Below are 14360 nucleotides of genomic sequence, written 5' to 3'. Positions count from 1 at the left end.
GGGCCCACCTGAACCAACGGGTGGGCCCCGACGCATGGCCGGGCCACAGAATTTTCACCACGTCACGCAGGAGAACCCTCATGAGCGTCGCCACCGCACCGAAGCGCACCGCCAAGCGCTCATCCGCCCGGGAAGGGGGATCGTTCCTCGCGGCACTGCCGTGGATCGGCCCGGCTCTGTTGCTGATCCTGGCGATCGTGGTGTTCCCCGCCGGGTACATGATCTACAACTCCACCCGGAAGATCTCGCAGGTCGGCACCGACCTCAAGGGCGTGGGTTTGGACAACTTCGCCAAGGTCTTTGCCGACCCCGCACTGCCGCGCATCCTTCTGAACACGGTGGTCTGGGTCGTGGTCGTGGTGGCCTTCACGGTGCTGATCTCCCTGGCCCTGGCCCAGTTCCTGAACAAGCCCTTCCCCGGACGGACCCTGGTCCGCATGGCCGTCATCGTCCCCTGGGCCGCCTCGGTCGTCATGACCACCACCGTGTTCTACTACGCGGTGGATCCCAACTACGGGATCTTCAACAAGTTCCTCACGGACATCGGCATCCTGGACGAGGGTTTCGGCTTCACCAAGAACGCGGTCCCGGCCATGGCCGTGGCCATCGTGGTGGCCATCTTCGTCTCGATCCCGTTCACCACCTACACGATCCTCGCCGGGCTGCAGGCCATCCCCAACGAGACCCTGGAAGCCGCCCGCATGGACGGCGCCAACCGCTGGGGCACCTACCTGTTCGTGATCCTGCCGCAGCTGCGCGGGGCCCTGGCCGTCGCGGTGCTGATCAACATCATCAATGTCTTCAACAACCTGCCGATCCTGAAGATCATCACCGGAGCCATCCCCGGCTACAGCGCCGACACCCTGATGACCTACATCTTCAAGGTCCTGCAATTCGACCGCCGGCTGGACATCTCCTCCGCGCTCTCGGTGGTCAACTTCGCGATCGTGCTGGTCATCGTCGCGATCTACGTCAAGACCGTCAAGCCCATGAAGGAGGTCTAGGAAAATGTCGTTCCTGGTCACCGAAGACCGCGCCTCCCAAAAGACCGTCATCTGGCGCATGGTCGCCGGACTCGGCGTCGCCGCCCTGTTCCTGGTCCCGTACGCGGTCATGCTCATCGGCTCGCTCAAGACCCGCTCCGAGATCCTCTCGATCCCGCCCAGCTACATGCCCCGCGAGGGCGCCCAGTGGTCCAACTACCTGACCATGTGGGACACCCCCGAAACGCCGGTGGCCTACAACCTCATCTCCACCATCGTGATCTCGCTCTGCGCCACCCTGCTGGTGTTGCTGGTGGCCACCCCGGCCGCCTACTACACCGCGCGCTTCAAGTTCCCGGGCAAGATGGTCTTCATGTTCCTGGTCATCGTCACCCAGATGCTGCAGCCGGCGGTGCTGACCGCGGGCCTGTTCAAGCAGATGCTGGCCATGAACCTGTACGACACCTGGCTGGCAATGATCCTGATCAACGCGGCCTTCAACCTGGCCTTCGCGGTGTGGATCATGCACTCCTTCTTCGCCTCGGTGCCCAAGGAAGTCGATGAGGCGGCCCAGATCGACGGGGCCGGAAAGCTGAGGGTGCTGTTCAAGATCAATCTGCCGCTGGTCTGGCCCGGCATCGTCACCGCGGTGATCTTCACCTTCGTCTCCTGCTGGAACGAATTCGCCGCCTCGCTGGTGATCCTCTCCACCGCGGAAAACCAGCCGCTGTCGGTGGCGCTGACCAAGTTCGTCGGCCAGTACTCCACGGCCTGGCAATACGTTTTCGGCGTCTCGATCGTGGCCATCATCCCGGTGATCGTGCTGTTCATGCTCATTGAGAAGCGGCTGATCGGCGGACTGTCCGCCGGAGCTGTAAAGTAGGTTTCCATGCCCGCGTCCCGGACGCCAATTCGTTGGTGACATGGCCCTGCACCGCCCCGGCGGAGCCGGGCGGGGACCGGTCCAAAGACGCCGGGCCCCGGGCAACCGAAGGCCCGGGGTGCCGCCAGGGGGCCGGATGCGGCCCCAACCAGCCACATGACGACAGACGGGTGCAAGGGTGAAACGCGAAGAACGCCTCAACACCATTCTCGAACTGCTTTCGCGGTTCGGGAAGATCGAGGTCGACGAGGTCGTGCGCAGGCTCGAGGTGTCCCCGGCCACCGCACGCCGGGACCTGGACTCGCTGGCGGCATCGTCGCTGCTCTCGCGCACGCACGGGGGAGCGGTGTCCAACACCGTGGCCTATGACCTGCCGGTGCGCTACCAAAAGGAAGACGCCGCGGTGCAGAAGCACGCCATCGCGGTGCTCGCAGCCTCCATGGTCACCCGGGACATGGTCGTGGGACTGTCCGGGGGCACCACCTCGAGTGCCATCGCCACACAGCTGGGAATGCGCCGCGACCTGGTCGACGACTCCGGACGCACCACCTTCACCGTGGTGACCAATGCCGTGAATATCGCCTCGATGCTGGCGGTGCGCACGCACGTGAAGGTCATGGTCACCGGGGGAGTGCTCAACCCCAGGTCCTACGAGTTGGTGGGCCCCTTTGCCGAGCAGACCCTGGAGAAGGTCACCCTCGACGTGGCCTTCGTGGGCATCAACGGGCTGGAGGCGCACATCGGTCCGACGGTCTCGGACGAGTTCGAGGCATCCATCAACGACCTGATGATCCGCCGGGCACGGCGCAGCTACCTGGTCTGCGACTCCTCGAAGATCGGGCACAGCGCCTTCGCCACCCTGACCCGCTCGACGTTCAGCGCGCTGATCACCGATGACGGAATCACCGAGGAGCAGAAGCGCGAGCTGGTGGAGGCAGGCATCCCGGTCATCGTCGCCGGCCCGGGGACGGGCGTCCTTTAGCCGGTGGCCGCGGCGGCGGCCAGCAGGCGCGGCCCGATCTTTTCCGCCAGCGCGGCCAGATCCCGGCCGGGATCCAGCGACGCGTCGTAAACGCTTTCCAGGGCCATGGCGCCCAGCCAAATGCGGGCGCGCCAAGCCTCCTGCGGGTTCGGCGCGATGGCTTCGATGAAATCCGCACCGTGCCACATGGACAGGTAGGCGGTGTTCAACGCCGGATCCCAGGCGGAGGCCAGGTCCCAGTCGATGATTCCGCGCAGCGTTCCCTGGTTCCAGCGCATGTTGTTCCCCGCCAGGTCCCCGTGGACCAGCGAGGTGGGTACCGACGCAAAGGCCTTGATGGCTTCCAGGACCAGGTCTGCGGCACCTTCCAATTCCGCCGGCAGTGCCGCCAGCGTCGCGTCGGTCTTCTGCCCGGTCCAGGGTCCCCTGAAGGAAAACGGCGGTGCCAGCAGGTGGGCGATCGGCCTGAGGTCAACGGCGGCAAGTTCCTCCAGCAGCGCGCGCAGCGCGGCCGGCTCCCCGGTGTGCGGCGGATGCGCAGCACCCGGGACATAGCGCTGGACGACGGCGGAGAACCCCTCGCCGTGCCACACCTCGCTCAAGGCGGTGGGCAGCAGGAAGCTGAACCGGGCCGAGAGCGCCTCGATGAGGTCCACCCTTCGTTGCATGTCCCGGGCGGCGGCGGGGGTGCGGCTCATGCGCATCACCGCCTCGCCGGGGGCCACCAGCACCAGGTGGAACTGTCCTCCCTCATCGACGTGCCCCTTCTTCCACTCCGGACCCGGGAAAAGGGCGTTGGCCAGCTGAAGTTCACGGGGCAGCGCTTCTCTACTCATCCTTCCATCCTTGCAGGTCAGCTGGTATGTGGGTACACAGGCCCAGCACGTAGGATCGAAGTCATGAGCCCAAAAGCGTCGGAAGACACCGCATCCAGCGAGTCCTTGGGGCGCAGCGGCCCCGAGCCCGGCACCCGCCGCGGACTGAAGATCGAGCTGCTCATTGTCCTGGGGCTTTCCCTGGGGCAATCGGGCATCTACTCGATCGTGAATCTCATCGACAAGATGACTCGCGCGCCGCTGGGCTCGCAGACGACCTCGCTGAACAATTCGCTGAACCAGCGCCAGTACTTCGATTTGACCTACCAGTTGCTGGACATCTTCTTTGCGCTGGTTCCGGTGATGCTGGTCTTCTACCTGCTTTGGAGGATTCCCGGAGGCAACCCCTTTGCCCGGCTCGGCCTTGATGTGGCCAGGCCGTTCCGTGACCTGGGGTGGGGAGCCGGACTGTTTCTGGCCATGGGGCTCGGAACCCTGGGCGTCTACGCGGCCGGCCGGGCCCTGGGACTGACCACCATCATCGTGCCGGCGGCGCTGGACGACTACTGGTGGACGATTCCGGTGCTGGTCTTCTCCGCGATCCGCCACGGCATCCTGGAAGAAGTCATCGTCGTCGGGTACTTCTTTGACCGGCTGGGGCGCCTGGGCTGGGGAAAGTGGCAGATCATATGCGCCAGTGCCGTGCTGCGTGGCAGCTACCACCTGTACCAGGGGATCGGTCCCTTCATCGGCAACGTCGCCATGGGGGTCGTTTTTGGCTGGGTGTATTCGAGGAAGGGCAGGGTCATGCCGCTGGTGATCGCCCACGCCTTGCTGGACATCGCCGGGTTCGTCGGTTATGCGTTGCTCGGTCCGGCCATCGGGTTGGGCACCTAAAACACGGTTGGATGACGTTTGATGCCATCACTTGAGTTCCTGGGCAGGCCTATTGGGCCCGGGGGACCGGCGTCCGCGCGCTGGGCGCACTTTCCTGCCGGCCTTCCGGCGGCAGGGGCCCGGCGCATCGATCCGGGAGTTGAACATGCCACATCCCATGGGCTCGAAGACGATGTCTCGAAGACGATGTTCCGGCTGGGAGTGCTCCTGGGGATCATCGGGGTGCTCTTCCACGTCGTCCTGACGCCGCTGCTGGGTTGTGCGATCACCCGGTGGCTTCTACCGCGCCGGAATCACGATGCCGGGAGGGCTCTTCTGGCTGCTTCGGCAAGGCACGTTCCTGGCTGCCGGATCGATCGCGGTCAGGCACTTCGAGATCCTGATGGATGAACTGCGCAACGCCGCCGAAGACAACATCTCCGGTGGCGGTACCGGCCAGTAACGAAGCAAGGCGGGGGCCGGCCAGTTCAAACCGGCCGGCCCCCGCCTTGGCGGAGCTTCCTGCGACTGCGTCGTTACAGCGTGATTGAACCCTTTGGCGTTTCAAAGGTCACCGAAAGGATTCCCGGTGTCCCGTTGGGAGCCTGCCAGTTGACAACGACCTCGCCGACGGGCAGCTGCTCGGGCTGTCCGAGCCAGTCGGCAACGCGTTCGCTGGAACCGGCAATGCTGATCGAGGAGATCTTGCCAACCGGCTCCAGGGCCTTTGACGGATGCAGGTCCTGGGTTCCGTCATCCCAGCGCAGCAGGTAGGGAACCTGCGGATCCGCGATCAAGCCATTGATGCCGATCTGGCGCCAGGTCAGTTCCTGTCCGTCCGGGAATTTCCGGTTGCCCGGAACCGAACCCCGGCCCAGGCGCTCTTCCGCCGGAGCCAGGTCGTCAACAGCGACGCACCAGCCCATCCAGCCGCCACCGAGTTCGGATCGGGCGCGAACGGCCTGGCCAAACGGCGCCTTGTCAGACGACGGGTGGTTCAGGACTTCAACAACTTCCAGGTACTGGCCATTCTTCAGCGGGAAGATGACATTGCGCGTACCAAAGCGTGGGTGTACACCGCCCTTTACAGATTCGAGTCCAAGGGCCTCGCCGATCCGAGCGGCAGTAGCCGCGAGGCCGTCGGGTCCACAAGCGTAAGTTACATGGTCCAACCTCATCATGTGCCTATCATGGCACTTTGTGATCTGGCTCTCGACTTAGGATGGCCTAACTTGCATCTGGGCTGGTTGTTCGGGGTACGCGCAGGAGCGGTGTGCAGTCCAATTGTTTTGTCACAATTTGAGACGTGGTTGCGGAGCTGCGGCGCCGTGGGCCAGACTTGTTGCCAAGGTCATGAGTTTCAGCAGAAGGCCCCGGCTTGCTGAACGGCAACCCTCCACCGCGGTGGGGTGCCCCGGGTGAAGACCAGGCCCCGCGTCAAAAAGACGCGGGACAAGCGCGGGAATGCCCCAGCACATAGACGACTCCATCGCGGAGCCGGCCATGGGCATACCCCTTAAATCCTTGAAGGGGAAGAAATGTCTAACAACTGGTCCTTTGAAACACGTCAGATCCACGCAGGGCAGGAGCCTGACGCCACGGCCGGCGCACGCGCACTGCCGATCTACCAGACCACCGCCTTCGTGTTCCCGAGCGCCGAGACCGCCGCGGCACGCTTTGCCCTGGGCGATTTGGGGCCCATCTACACGCGCATCGGCAATCCCACCCAGGATGCCGTCGAGCAGCGCATCGCCAGTCTCGAGGGTGGCGTGGGTGCGCTGCTGCTGGCCTCGGGCCAGGCGGCAACCACCTTCGCCATCCTGAACCTGGCCGAGGCCGGCGACCACATCGTGGCGAGCCCCAGCCTCTACGGCGGAACCCAGAACCTGTTCAAGCACACGCTGCGCAAGCTCGGCATCGAGGTCACCTTCGTCTCGGAACCCGATGACCTCGAGGGTTGGAAAGCCGCCGTCAAGCCGAACACCAAGGCCTTCTTTGGCGAAGTGGTTTCCAACCCCCGCCAGGACGTGCTCGACATCGAAGCGGTCTCCGCGATTGCCCACGAGGCAGGCGTCCCGCTGATCGTCGACAACACCTTGTCCACCCCGTACCTGATCCGCCCCATCGAATGGGGAGCGGACATCGTCGTGCACTCGGCAACCAAGTACCTCGGCGGGCACGGCACCGCGATGGCCGGGGTCATCGTGGACTCGGGCAACTTCGACTTTGCCGCCGATCCGGAGAAGTTCCCCGGCTTCAACACCCCCGACGAGTCATACAACGGCCTGGTGTACGCCCGGGACCTGGGCGTCAACGGCGCCCTGGGTGCGAACCTTGCCTATGTTCTCAAGGCCCGCGTGCAGCTGCTGCGCGACCTTGGCTCGGCGGTTGCCCCCTTCAACGCCTTCCTCATCGCCCAGGGGCTCGAGACCCTGTCGCTGCGCATTGAGCGGCATGTCTCCAACGCCGTGGAAGTGGCCCAGTGGCTCGAGGCCCAGCCTCAGGTGGAACGCGTCATTTACGCCGGCATCCCCTCCAGTCCGTGGTTCGAGCGCGGACGCAAGTACGGACCCAAGGGCACCGGCGCCATCGTCTCCTTCGAGATTTCCGGCGGCCGCGAGGCAGGTCAGGGCTTCGTCGACGCGTTGAAGCTGCACTCCCACGTCGCGAACCTGGGGGATGTGCGGTCGCTGGTGGTCCACCCGGCCTCCACCACGCACTCCCAGCTCACCGAGGCCGAGCAGGTCGCCGCGGGTGTTTCCCCGGGCCTGGTCCGACTGAGCGTGGGCATCGAAAACATTGCAGACATCATCGCCGACCTGCGCGACGGCTTCGAAGCCGTGGCCTCCCTGGGCGATGTTGAACTGCAGGCCACTCGGTGAGCGTGGAGGCCAACGTGGTGCTCTACGACGCAGAAACCGCCACCGCGCTGGACCAGGCGCCCGACGGAATCCTGCGGCACTTGCCTACCGGGCCCTACACCTTCGAAACCGGTGCGACGCTCCCGCAGATCGTGCTGGGATATGAAACCTGGGGCATGCTGAACGCCGAGGCCACCAACGCCGTCTATATCGCCCATGCGCTGACCGGAGACAGCCACGTGGCCCGTGGCGCATCGACCGAACCCGGTTGGTGGGACGGTTTCGTGGGCCCGGGCAAGACGGTGGACACCAACCGCTACTTCGTCGTGGCGGCCAACATGGTTGGTGGCTGCTCCGGTTCCACCGGTCCGGCCAGCCTTGATCCGGAGGGCGTGCCCTGGGGATCCCGTTTCCCCTTCACCACCATCAAGGATTCCGTGCGCCTGGAGGCGCGGCTTGCCGATGCGCTGGGCATCAAGGCCTGGCACACGGTGCTGGGCGGTTCCATGGGCGGGGCACGTGCCCTGGAGTGGGCCGTGGAGTTCCCCGAACGGGTGAAGAACTGCGTGGTGGTCGCGGCCGCAGCGGAGTCCTCGGCCGAGCAGATCGCCTTTGCGCAGGCGCAGTCCGCGGCCATCCGGTTGGATCCGGACTTTGCCGGGGGCGACTACTACTCCAACGAACGCGTTCCCTCGGCAGGTCTGGGCATCGCACGGCGCATTGCCCACATCACCTACCGCACGGCAGCCGAGCTGGATGTCCGGTTCGGCCGTGCCCCGCAGGGGTCCGAGCAGCCGGTGGCCAGTGTTGGCCTTGACCGGGGCCGGTACCAGGTGGAGAGCTATCTGGACCACCAGGCCGACAAGTTGGTGGGCCGCTTCGACGCCAACAGCTACCTGGTGCTGACCGAGGCCTTGATGAGCCACGACGTGGGCCGCGGGCACGGGTCGCTCAGGGATGCCCTGGGCAGGCTCGCGGGCGTGAATTTCCTGGTGGGTGCCGTCGATTCGGATCGCCTGTACTGGCCCGAGCAGTCCGAGCTTCTGGCCAAGACGCTGCCGAACCCGTGCGAGGTCAAGTACATCACCTCGCCGATCGGCCACGACGGATTCCTGACCGACATCGAGCAGCTCAGCGAGCCGCTGACACGGGAGATCTTCAGCTGACGCAACCTCGCCCGCACATCCGCGGTGCGGGCAAGCGGCCGGGGCCCGAAGAAGTGAACGCTTCTTCGGGCCCCGGCCGTCTTTTTGCCTTCAGTCCTCGGTCAGGATCTTCATCCGGGCCTGTTGGTGTTCCTCGGAGGTGATCACCCGGCGGGCCAGCAGGTCCTCGAGCTCGGCCAGGCGTTGTTCGCGGCTTTGCCGGGGTGCCAGCATCTGCGACTTTGCGGCGCGGACCGCCAGTTCGGTTTGCAGGGTGAATGGATCCAGGCCCGCGTTCTTGCCGGCCTTGTAGTTCCGGACGGCCACAAAGACAATGAACCCGATCACCGCCACAAAGGCGATTGCGAAGAGCACGCTGAAAACACCGAATCCAACCACCAGGTCGTTCATGGGATTCGAGTCGCCGAAGGGGCCGGGTTGCACCGTGCCAAAGTCGACAAATTCCTGCTCGTCCAGGGAATCCTCGGTGAAGTTCATGCGGCAGCCGTTCTCGTGGGGCCAGCCCGTGGGGCCGGCGGACATCCTTCGCTTTGCACCAGTAGATCACGGAGCGGTGAACCGTGGCCCTCAAACCCGGAAACGTTTTCCGACCGTGACCTCACCTTTGATGGTTGGATGCCGTTCTGGTGTCGAGCCGTCGCGCTCCTAGATCGCCGGGCCGTTGCCCAGCGAGTCGTTGGGTGGCGGCACCGTGAACGTCGTGGCCAGCGGCCGCTTGGCTGAGATTCCATCGCCCGAGGACTGGTGCCGGATGCGGCGCAGGACCCAGGGTGCCAGGTGCGCGCGTGCCCAGATGAAGTCGTCGCGCCGGGCTTCGCGCCAGTTCTTGACCTCGACCTCGCCGGGTTCGAGGTGCTGCAGGTCGTGCGGCACGTTCAGCGCGTCAAGGGCCATGGCCGCAATCGTGTGGTGGCCCAAGGGGGAGAAATGCAGGCGGTCGTCGGCCCACATCCGCGGTTCGTGCAATTCGCGCAGGGACCACATGTCGGCGACCACCGCGTCGTAGCGGGCGGCGATGGTGCGGACGTTTTCGTTGTAGATCGCGACCTTGCCGCGGATGCCGCCGAGCACCGGGGTGTCTCGGATGTCGGGTCCGGTGAAAAGCAGGATGGTTGCGTTCGACGTAGCCAGGATGCGCATCAAGGCGTCGAGCTTGTCGGCAATGGCATCCGGGTCCCCGCCGGGGCGGATGACGTCGTTGCCGCCCGCGCAGAGGCTGATGAGATCGGGCTTGAGCTCGAGGGCGGGGCCGGCTTGTTCGTCAAAGATCCGGGTGATGAGCCGGCCACGGACGGCCAGGTTGGCATAGGCAAAGTCGTCAATGCCGTGGCTGAGCTGTTCGGCCACGCGGTCCGCCCAGCCGCGGTAGCCGCCTGGGCTCTGTGGGTCGACATCGCCGATGCCCTCCGTGAAGGAATCGCCCAGGGCCACGTAGCGTCGCCAGGGATGAAGGGCGGAGCCGGTGGCGGCGGTTTCCACGGAAGGGGTCTCGCTGATGTTGTTCACAACTTAGTCCTACCAAAGAATACGTAAGTTACCTAAGCGTAGGTTTCTTCCGGATTCCCCGGGGAGAGGGATTTCTGCTTGACTGGTCTGGTGAGTGAAACAAGTTGGAACCCCACTGTCATTTGGTCCCGCCCGGAAGCCGAACGTACCGGCACCCCGCTTTTGGTGCTTCTGCACGGTTACCTCTCCAATGAAGAAGACCTGATGGGCCTGGCCCCCATGCTGCCCGAGGAGTTCACCGTGGTATCGGTGAGGGCGCCCCAGGCCTTGGGCCCCGGGTACACCTGGTTCCCGCTGATGCAGGACCTCGACTACTCGTTCGATGCCGTCAAGAAGGCCATCGCCGACCTGTGGGAATGGTTGGAGCCGGTCTCCAAGCAGCACTCCTCGGTGAGCCTCCTGGGCTTCTCCATGGGCATGGCCGTGGCCACCTCCCTGCTGCGCCACCAGCCCCAGGCTATTTCCACGGTCATCGGCCTGTCGGGATTCGCCGTGCCGGAAGAAGGCGAAGGCTTCTTCCAGGACGAGCTGCTCAGGGACATGAAGAAGCCGGTGTTCTGGGGACGCGACCAGGCCGACCCGGTCATCACCCAGGACAAGATCGACTACACCCACGCCTGGGCAACCACCGACGTGCACGTCACCAAGGTGCTCTATGCGAACATGCTCCACTCGGTCAATGCCCAGGAAATGGCGCACGTCCACGAATTCCTGAGCCACGTCGTGCTCAAGGGCGCCTCGATCTAGTGCGACCGGCGACTGTCGGGCAGAAGACGTGAACACGACCTCCTGCTTGCCGTGAACCATTGGTGCAAGCAGGAGGTTTTTTGTGCGTGGCCCACGATGCGGGCACCGCGCGCGATCAACCGATTGCCGTGCCGGCACCCTGAGGTTTCGCGGCCGGGGCAACCCGCTGGTGCGTCAGCTGGAACACTCGGGGACCGTGGACCCGTGCCCGGACCCAGGGACAAGGCCTTTAGGGAACTCGAGGGCGCCGGATTGGTGGGCACCGGGCGCGCCAACGGAACCCGGGTGAACGCGGGCCGGGCGCTTCAGGACCCGGCGCTGGCGGAGGCCAGGAGCCTGGTTGCCGCGGCGCGGGCCGCCGGCATGAGCCCGGAAGCAGTGCAGGGGCTGGCGACGGTCAGCTGGTAGGGCCGCTGGCCGCCACCCGTTCGATGCGGCGAGCTATGCCGACTCGACCGTGATGGATTCGCCATTGACGCTCACGGTGTCGCCGTTGCGGATCTGGGCGCCGCGACGGGTTTCGATCTCGCCGTTGACCTTCACCAGCCCGTCTTCGATCATCTGCTTTGCATGGAATCCGTCTTCGGCGAACGAGGCAAGCTTCAACAGCTGGCCCAGTCGGATCGATTCGTCGCGGATTTGGAGGTGGAATGCTTCGGATTTTGCCATGTATCCATCATGGCGCATACGGGTCCATGACCATGCACCAATACGGGGTCAGGGCCCCGCATTGTGCTGTGAACGACACAATGCCGGGCCCGCAGACGGTTAACAGTAGGTTTCAGTAGTAGGAAGATTCCCCGTCCCCAAGGAGAGCCGTGGCCCGCCCCGAACCCCGCTCGCACGCAGTTCCGCTGGCGTTGGCAGGTTCGGCTGGCATGTTGATGCCCCTGCAGGCGCTGATCACCTCCAACGCGGCGGGTTTCCTGGGCGGCTACTTTGCGGCGGCGTTGATCAGCGCACTGACCTCCCTGGCCTGCCTGGTGGTGGCAAGCATCGCGCTTCCCGGGGCCCGGGCGGGCTGGAAGAAATTCGGTTCCGTGTGGCGCGAGCGCCAGATCCCGCGCTGGTTCCTCCTGGCCGGGCTGGTGGGTGCGTACTACATGGTGGCCCAGGCCATGAGCGTGAGCAACATCGGCCTGGCGCTCTTCGCCGTTGCCGTGGTCGGTGCCAGGACCCTGACCAGTATCGTCATCGACGTGATCGGATTCAGCCCGGCCGGAAAGCAGCCCGTGACCCGCATCCGGATCCTCGGGGCGGTGCTGTTGGTCGTCGGCGCCGTGATCGCCTCCTGGGGGACCGGTGCACGCTCGGCCGAGTCGCCGCTTGCCTGGGTTTCCCTGGCCGTGGCCATGGAGGCAGGCCTCTTGGTGAGCTTCCAGCAATCGATGAACGGCCGAGCCGGTCAGGCCTACGGGTCCACGACCACTGCCACGGCCATCAACTATCTGGCCTCCACCGCCGGGCTGCTCATCGCCATGGCGATCGTGGCCTTGCTGAAGATCGAATCGTTCGGGTTCACCTCCGTTCCGCTGTGGTGGATGTACCTTGCCGGGCCGCTGGGAATCCTGTTCGTGGTCACCGGGGTCACCCTGGTGCCGCGGCTTGGCGCCCTGGTGCTGGGAATCGGGTTGGTCACCGGACAACTGGTCGGATCCCTGGCGATGGACCTGATCCTGACGCCGGAGAAGGTCGGCGGAAATGAAATCATTGGAACACTGGTCACCCTGCTGGCGGTCCTGGTGGCCTCCTGGCAACCCAACGGCCGGCCACGATGGAAGACACGAAAGACACCATGAGTCCAACAACAGCAGCCACCCGGACCGACCAGCGTTCGCTGATGCCCCTGTACCTGGCTACGGCGGTGTTTGCCGGACTGGCAATGCCGATCCAGAGCCGCATCAACGGAGCCCTGGGCGCCAAGCTCGGGGACCCGGTCGCCGCCTCGCTGGTCAGCTTCACCACCGGGCTCATCCTGCTGGCCATCGCCTCCCTTGCGCTGCCGGGGGCTCGGGCCGGGGCCCTGGCCATCCCACGGGCCCTGCGGGAAAAGCGCTTCCCGCTCTGGTACCTGGCCGCCGGCTGCGTCGGTGCGTTCGTGGTGATCTCCCAGACGCTCACCGTGCCACTGGTCGGCGTCGCATTGTTCACGGTCGCCATCGTCACGGGCCAGACGCTGGGCTCCCTGCTGGTCGACGGCCTGGGTTTCGGACCCGGGGGCCGGCGGCGCGTCAGCGCCATCCGGGCGCTGGGAGCCGGGCTGACCATAGCCGGGGTCATCTGGGCTGTCGGCCCGCGGATGGGGTCGGCCGGGGCCATCGCCACGTTGCTGGTGCCCATGGCCGTGCCCCTGGTGGTGGGTTTTCTCATGGCGTTCCAGGCCGCAATGAACGGGGTCCAGGCCCAGGCCTACGGGACGCCGGTGGCAGCGACGCTGGTGAACTTCGTGGTTGGCGGGATCCTGCTGGCCATCCTGCTGCTGGTGCGCATGCCGGCCACCGGCCCTCCGGCGGCGTTGCCCGCCGAGTGGTGGTATTACCTTGGCGGCCCGTTGGGCTGCGTGTTCATCGGGCTATCGGCATTCCTGGTCAAGCACCTCGGGGTCCTTTTGACCGGGCTGGGAATGATCTGCGGTCAGCTTCTCGGCTCCCTGCTGATCGATGTGTTGGTGCCGGCCCCCGGCACCGTCATCGATGCCGCGACCATTGCCGGGACGCTGCTCACCCTGGCCGCGGTGTCGCTGGCCTCGATCCCCGTCAGCACGTTCCGGCACCTGCGCAAATAGTGGCGCGCCCGCTTCCTTGCACGGAAGCCGGGCGCACCCAGGCGGCGAAGATGGGGCATCTTCCCCATGTGCCGCGGCGGCCGGCGCTTCTACACTCAGGATGAAACAGGAACATCCGAAGGACCAAGGAAGCAGGACGCCATGGGCATTCTCCAGACCACCAGCGAGGCCGAGGCCGTCGGCGCAACCGCAGCAGCCTACGCCGCGGACCGCGCCGCGCTGGGCTACGTGCCGAGCCACACCAAGGTCCTGGCCCTGAACCCCGAGGCCTTTGAGGCGTGGAAGGCCCTGCAGTCCTCGATCACCAAATCCATGGGCATGCGCCGCTACGAACTGGTCACCCTGGCCGCGGCGCTGGGCATCGGCTCCCGGCACTGCCGGCTGGCCCACGGGAACAAGGCCCTGAAGTACATCGACGAGCGGGAACTGCTGGGGATCGCCACGGACTACCGTTCCGCCGGCCTGGCCGAGGCCGAGGTGGCGATGATGGATTACGCCGTGAAGCTCAGCGGCGACTCGGCCGCCATGGACGAGTCAGACAGCCGGCGATTGCGCGACCTCGGCTTCACCGACCGGGAGATTGTTGACATCACGCTCGCGGCGGCGGCCCGGAACTACCTCAGCCGGATCCTGCAGGCCCTGGCCGTGGAGATTGATGTGCCCCCGCAACTCAGCGAGGAAATGCGCGGCGCCCTGCTCGATCCGATCGAAGCCCGCCGGGCCGCTGTCGGCTGACGTACCCGCCACAGCGCCGGC

General features: G+C 65.6%; 17 protein-coding genes and 1 riboswitch. Of the genes, 12 read left to right on the top strand and 5 right to left on the bottom strand.

From position 1 onward, the window contains the following. Positions 1 to 80 precede the first annotated feature (80 nt). From DQ353_RS03305 to DQ353_RS03295, 3 genes are all read left to right on the top strand, one after another. The gene (locus DQ353_RS03305; protein WP_113761361.1) at positions 81 to 1004 is read left to right on the top strand and encodes a carbohydrate ABC transporter permease; all 924 of its coding nucleotides are present in this window, start codon (positions 81 to 83) and stop codon (positions 1002 to 1004) included. A gap of 4 nt (positions 1005 to 1008) precedes the next feature. Further along, positions 1009 to 1866 carry a carbohydrate ABC transporter permease gene (locus tag DQ353_RS03300; RefSeq protein ID WP_209909919.1) on the top strand — a complete coding sequence of 286 codons (858 nt, stop codon included), beginning with the start codon at positions 1009 to 1011 and terminating at the stop codon, positions 1864 to 1866. A gap of 178 nt (positions 1867 to 2044) precedes the next feature. Next, positions 2045 to 2848, top strand: coding sequence for a DeoR/GlpR family DNA-binding transcription regulator (locus tag DQ353_RS03295; protein WP_113761360.1), 804 nt, complete (start codon positions 2045 to 2047; stop codon positions 2846 to 2848). On the opposite strand, the gene DQ353_RS03290 is transcribed toward DQ353_RS03295, so the two are convergent. After that, a complete protein-coding gene (locus tag DQ353_RS03290) occupies positions 2845 to 3684 on the bottom strand; it encodes a phosphotransferase family protein (RefSeq protein WP_113761359.1) in 840 nt (279 codons plus the stop codon). The genes DQ353_RS03295 and DQ353_RS03290 overlap by 4 nt on opposite strands. 63 nt (positions 3685 to 3747) lie before the next feature. Between DQ353_RS03290 and DQ353_RS03285 the strand changes: the two genes are divergently transcribed. Both DQ353_RS03285 and DQ353_RS21275 read left to right on the top strand, forming a co-directional pair. After that, positions 3748 to 4560, top strand: coding sequence for a CPBP family intramembrane glutamic endopeptidase (locus tag DQ353_RS03285; protein ID WP_286166571.1), 813 nt, complete (start codon positions 3748 to 3750; stop codon positions 4558 to 4560). A 259-nt stretch (positions 4561 to 4819) separates the two neighbouring features. Beyond that, positions 4820 to 5002: a hypothetical protein gene (locus tag DQ353_RS21275; RefSeq protein ID WP_146755188.1), complete on the top strand. Its 183-nt coding sequence runs from the start codon at positions 4820 to 4822 to the stop codon at positions 5000 to 5002. A 73-nt stretch (positions 5003 to 5075) separates the two neighbouring features. On the opposite strand, the gene DQ353_RS03280 is transcribed toward DQ353_RS21275, so the two are convergent. Then, the gene (locus DQ353_RS03280; protein ID WP_113761358.1) at positions 5076 to 5720 is read right to left on the bottom strand and encodes a VOC family protein; all 645 of its coding nucleotides are present in this window, start codon (positions 5718 to 5720) and stop codon (positions 5076 to 5078) included. 168 nt (positions 5721 to 5888) lie between these two features. Further along, positions 5889 to 6004, top strand: a riboswitch (SAM riboswitch). 73 nt (positions 6005 to 6077) lie between these two features. On the opposite strand from DQ353_RS03280, the gene DQ353_RS03275 reads away from it, so the two are divergent. Together DQ353_RS03275 and metX are read left to right on the top strand one after the other, a co-directional pair. Further along, entirely contained in the window at positions 6078 to 7421 is a 1344-nt protein-coding gene (locus DQ353_RS03275; RefSeq protein WP_113761357.1) for a bifunctional o-acetylhomoserine/o-acetylserine sulfhydrylase, read from the top strand. Beyond that, positions 7418 to 8566 carry a homoserine O-acetyltransferase MetX gene (metX, locus tag DQ353_RS03270; protein WP_113761356.1) on the top strand — a complete coding sequence of 383 codons (1149 nt, stop codon included), beginning with the start codon at positions 7418 to 7420 and terminating at the stop codon, positions 8564 to 8566. Before DQ353_RS03275 ends, metX begins: the two co-directional genes overlap by 4 nt. A gap of 90 nt (positions 8567 to 8656) precedes the next feature. On the opposite strand, the gene DQ353_RS03265 is transcribed toward metX, so the two are convergent. Beyond that, positions 8657 to 9043: an SHOCT domain-containing protein gene (locus DQ353_RS03265; RefSeq protein ID WP_113761355.1), complete on the bottom strand. Its 387-nt coding sequence runs from the start codon at positions 9041 to 9043 to the stop codon at positions 8657 to 8659. Positions 9044 to 9211: 168 nt separating this feature from the next. Beyond that, entirely contained in the window at positions 9212 to 10063 is an 852-nt protein-coding gene (locus DQ353_RS03260) for an SGNH/GDSL hydrolase family protein (protein ID WP_502696372.1), read from the bottom strand. Positions 10064 to 10162: 99 nt separating this feature from the next. On the opposite strand from DQ353_RS03260, the gene DQ353_RS03255 reads away from it, so the two are divergent. Together DQ353_RS03255 and DQ353_RS03250 are read left to right on the top strand one after the other, a co-directional pair. Beyond that, the gene (locus DQ353_RS03255) at positions 10163 to 10819 is read left to right on the top strand and encodes an alpha/beta hydrolase (RefSeq protein ID WP_113761353.1); all 657 of its coding nucleotides are present in this window, start codon (positions 10163 to 10165) and stop codon (positions 10817 to 10819) included. A gap of 204 nt (positions 10820 to 11023) precedes the next feature. Continuing rightward, on the top strand, positions 11024 to 11227 hold the full coding sequence (locus DQ353_RS03250; protein ID WP_113761352.1) for a hypothetical protein: 204 nt from the start codon (positions 11024 to 11026) through the stop codon (positions 11225 to 11227). 33 nt (positions 11228 to 11260) lie between these two features. Here DQ353_RS03250 and DQ353_RS03245 read toward each other — a convergent pair whose 3' ends face one another. Beyond that, complete coding sequence (locus DQ353_RS03245) at positions 11261 to 11488, bottom strand: RNA-binding S4 domain-containing protein (protein WP_245348188.1); 228 nt, start codon at positions 11486 to 11488, stop codon at positions 11261 to 11263. A 149-nt stretch (positions 11489 to 11637) separates the two neighbouring features. Here DQ353_RS03245 and DQ353_RS03240 point away from each other — a divergent pair, with 149 nt between their 5' ends. From DQ353_RS03240 to DQ353_RS03230, 3 genes are all read left to right on the top strand, one after another. Beyond that, positions 11638 to 12618 carry a DMT family transporter gene (locus DQ353_RS03240; protein WP_113761350.1) on the top strand — a complete coding sequence of 327 codons (981 nt, stop codon included), beginning with the start codon at positions 11638 to 11640 and terminating at the stop codon, positions 12616 to 12618. Then, positions 12615 to 13604, top strand: coding sequence for a DMT family transporter (locus tag DQ353_RS03235; RefSeq protein WP_181578220.1), 990 nt, complete (start codon positions 12615 to 12617; stop codon positions 13602 to 13604). The genes DQ353_RS03240 and DQ353_RS03235 overlap by 4 nt, the downstream gene beginning before the upstream one ends. Before the next feature lie 141 nt (positions 13605 to 13745). Then, positions 13746 to 14339, top strand: coding sequence for a carboxymuconolactone decarboxylase family protein (locus tag DQ353_RS03230; RefSeq protein ID WP_113761349.1), 594 nt, complete (start codon positions 13746 to 13748; stop codon positions 14337 to 14339). The last annotated feature ends 21 nt before the right edge of the window (positions 14340 to 14360 follow it).

The sequence above is a fragment of the Arthrobacter sp. AQ5-05 genome (assembly GCF_003287975.1).
Taxonomy (GTDB): domain Bacteria; phylum Actinomycetota; class Actinomycetes; order Actinomycetales; family Micrococcaceae; genus Paeniglutamicibacter.
The sequence above is the reverse complement of the archived record's forward strand: the minus strand, read 5'-3'. Positions and strand labels throughout refer to the sequence as shown.

Coding starts and splice junctions, on each gene's coding strand:
- DQ353_RS03290 (WP_113761359.1), bottom strand. CDS start 3,684: ATGAGTAGAGAAGCGCTGCCCCGTGAACTTCAGCTGGCCAACGCCCTT.
- DQ353_RS03235 (WP_181578220.1), top strand. CDS start 12,615: ATGAGTCCAACAACAGCAGCCACCCGGACCGACCAGCGTTCGCTGATG.
- DQ353_RS03300 (WP_209909919.1), top strand. CDS start 1,009: ATGTCGTTCCTGGTCACCGAAGACCGCGCCTCCCAAAAGACCGTCATC.
- DQ353_RS03285 (WP_286166571.1), top strand. CDS start 3,748: ATGAGCCCAAAAGCGTCGGAAGACACCGCATCCAGCGAGTCCTTGGGG.
- DQ353_RS03275 (WP_113761357.1), top strand. CDS start 6,078: ATGTCTAACAACTGGTCCTTTGAAACACGTCAGATCCACGCAGGGCAG.
- DQ353_RS03230 (WP_113761349.1), top strand. CDS start 13,746: ATGGGCATTCTCCAGACCACCAGCGAGGCCGAGGCCGTCGGCGCAACC.
- DQ353_RS03280 (WP_113761358.1), bottom strand. CDS start 5,720: ATGATGAGGTTGGACCATGTAACTTACGCTTGTGGACCCGACGGCCTC.
- DQ353_RS03305 (WP_113761361.1), top strand. CDS start 81: ATGAGCGTCGCCACCGCACCGAAGCGCACCGCCAAGCGCTCATCCGCC.
- DQ353_RS03245 (WP_245348188.1), bottom strand. CDS start 11,488: ATGGCAAAATCCGAAGCATTCCACCTCCAAATCCGCGACGAATCGATC.
- DQ353_RS03265 (WP_113761355.1), bottom strand. CDS start 9,043: ATGAACTTCACCGAGGATTCCCTGGACGAGCAGGAATTTGTCGACTTT.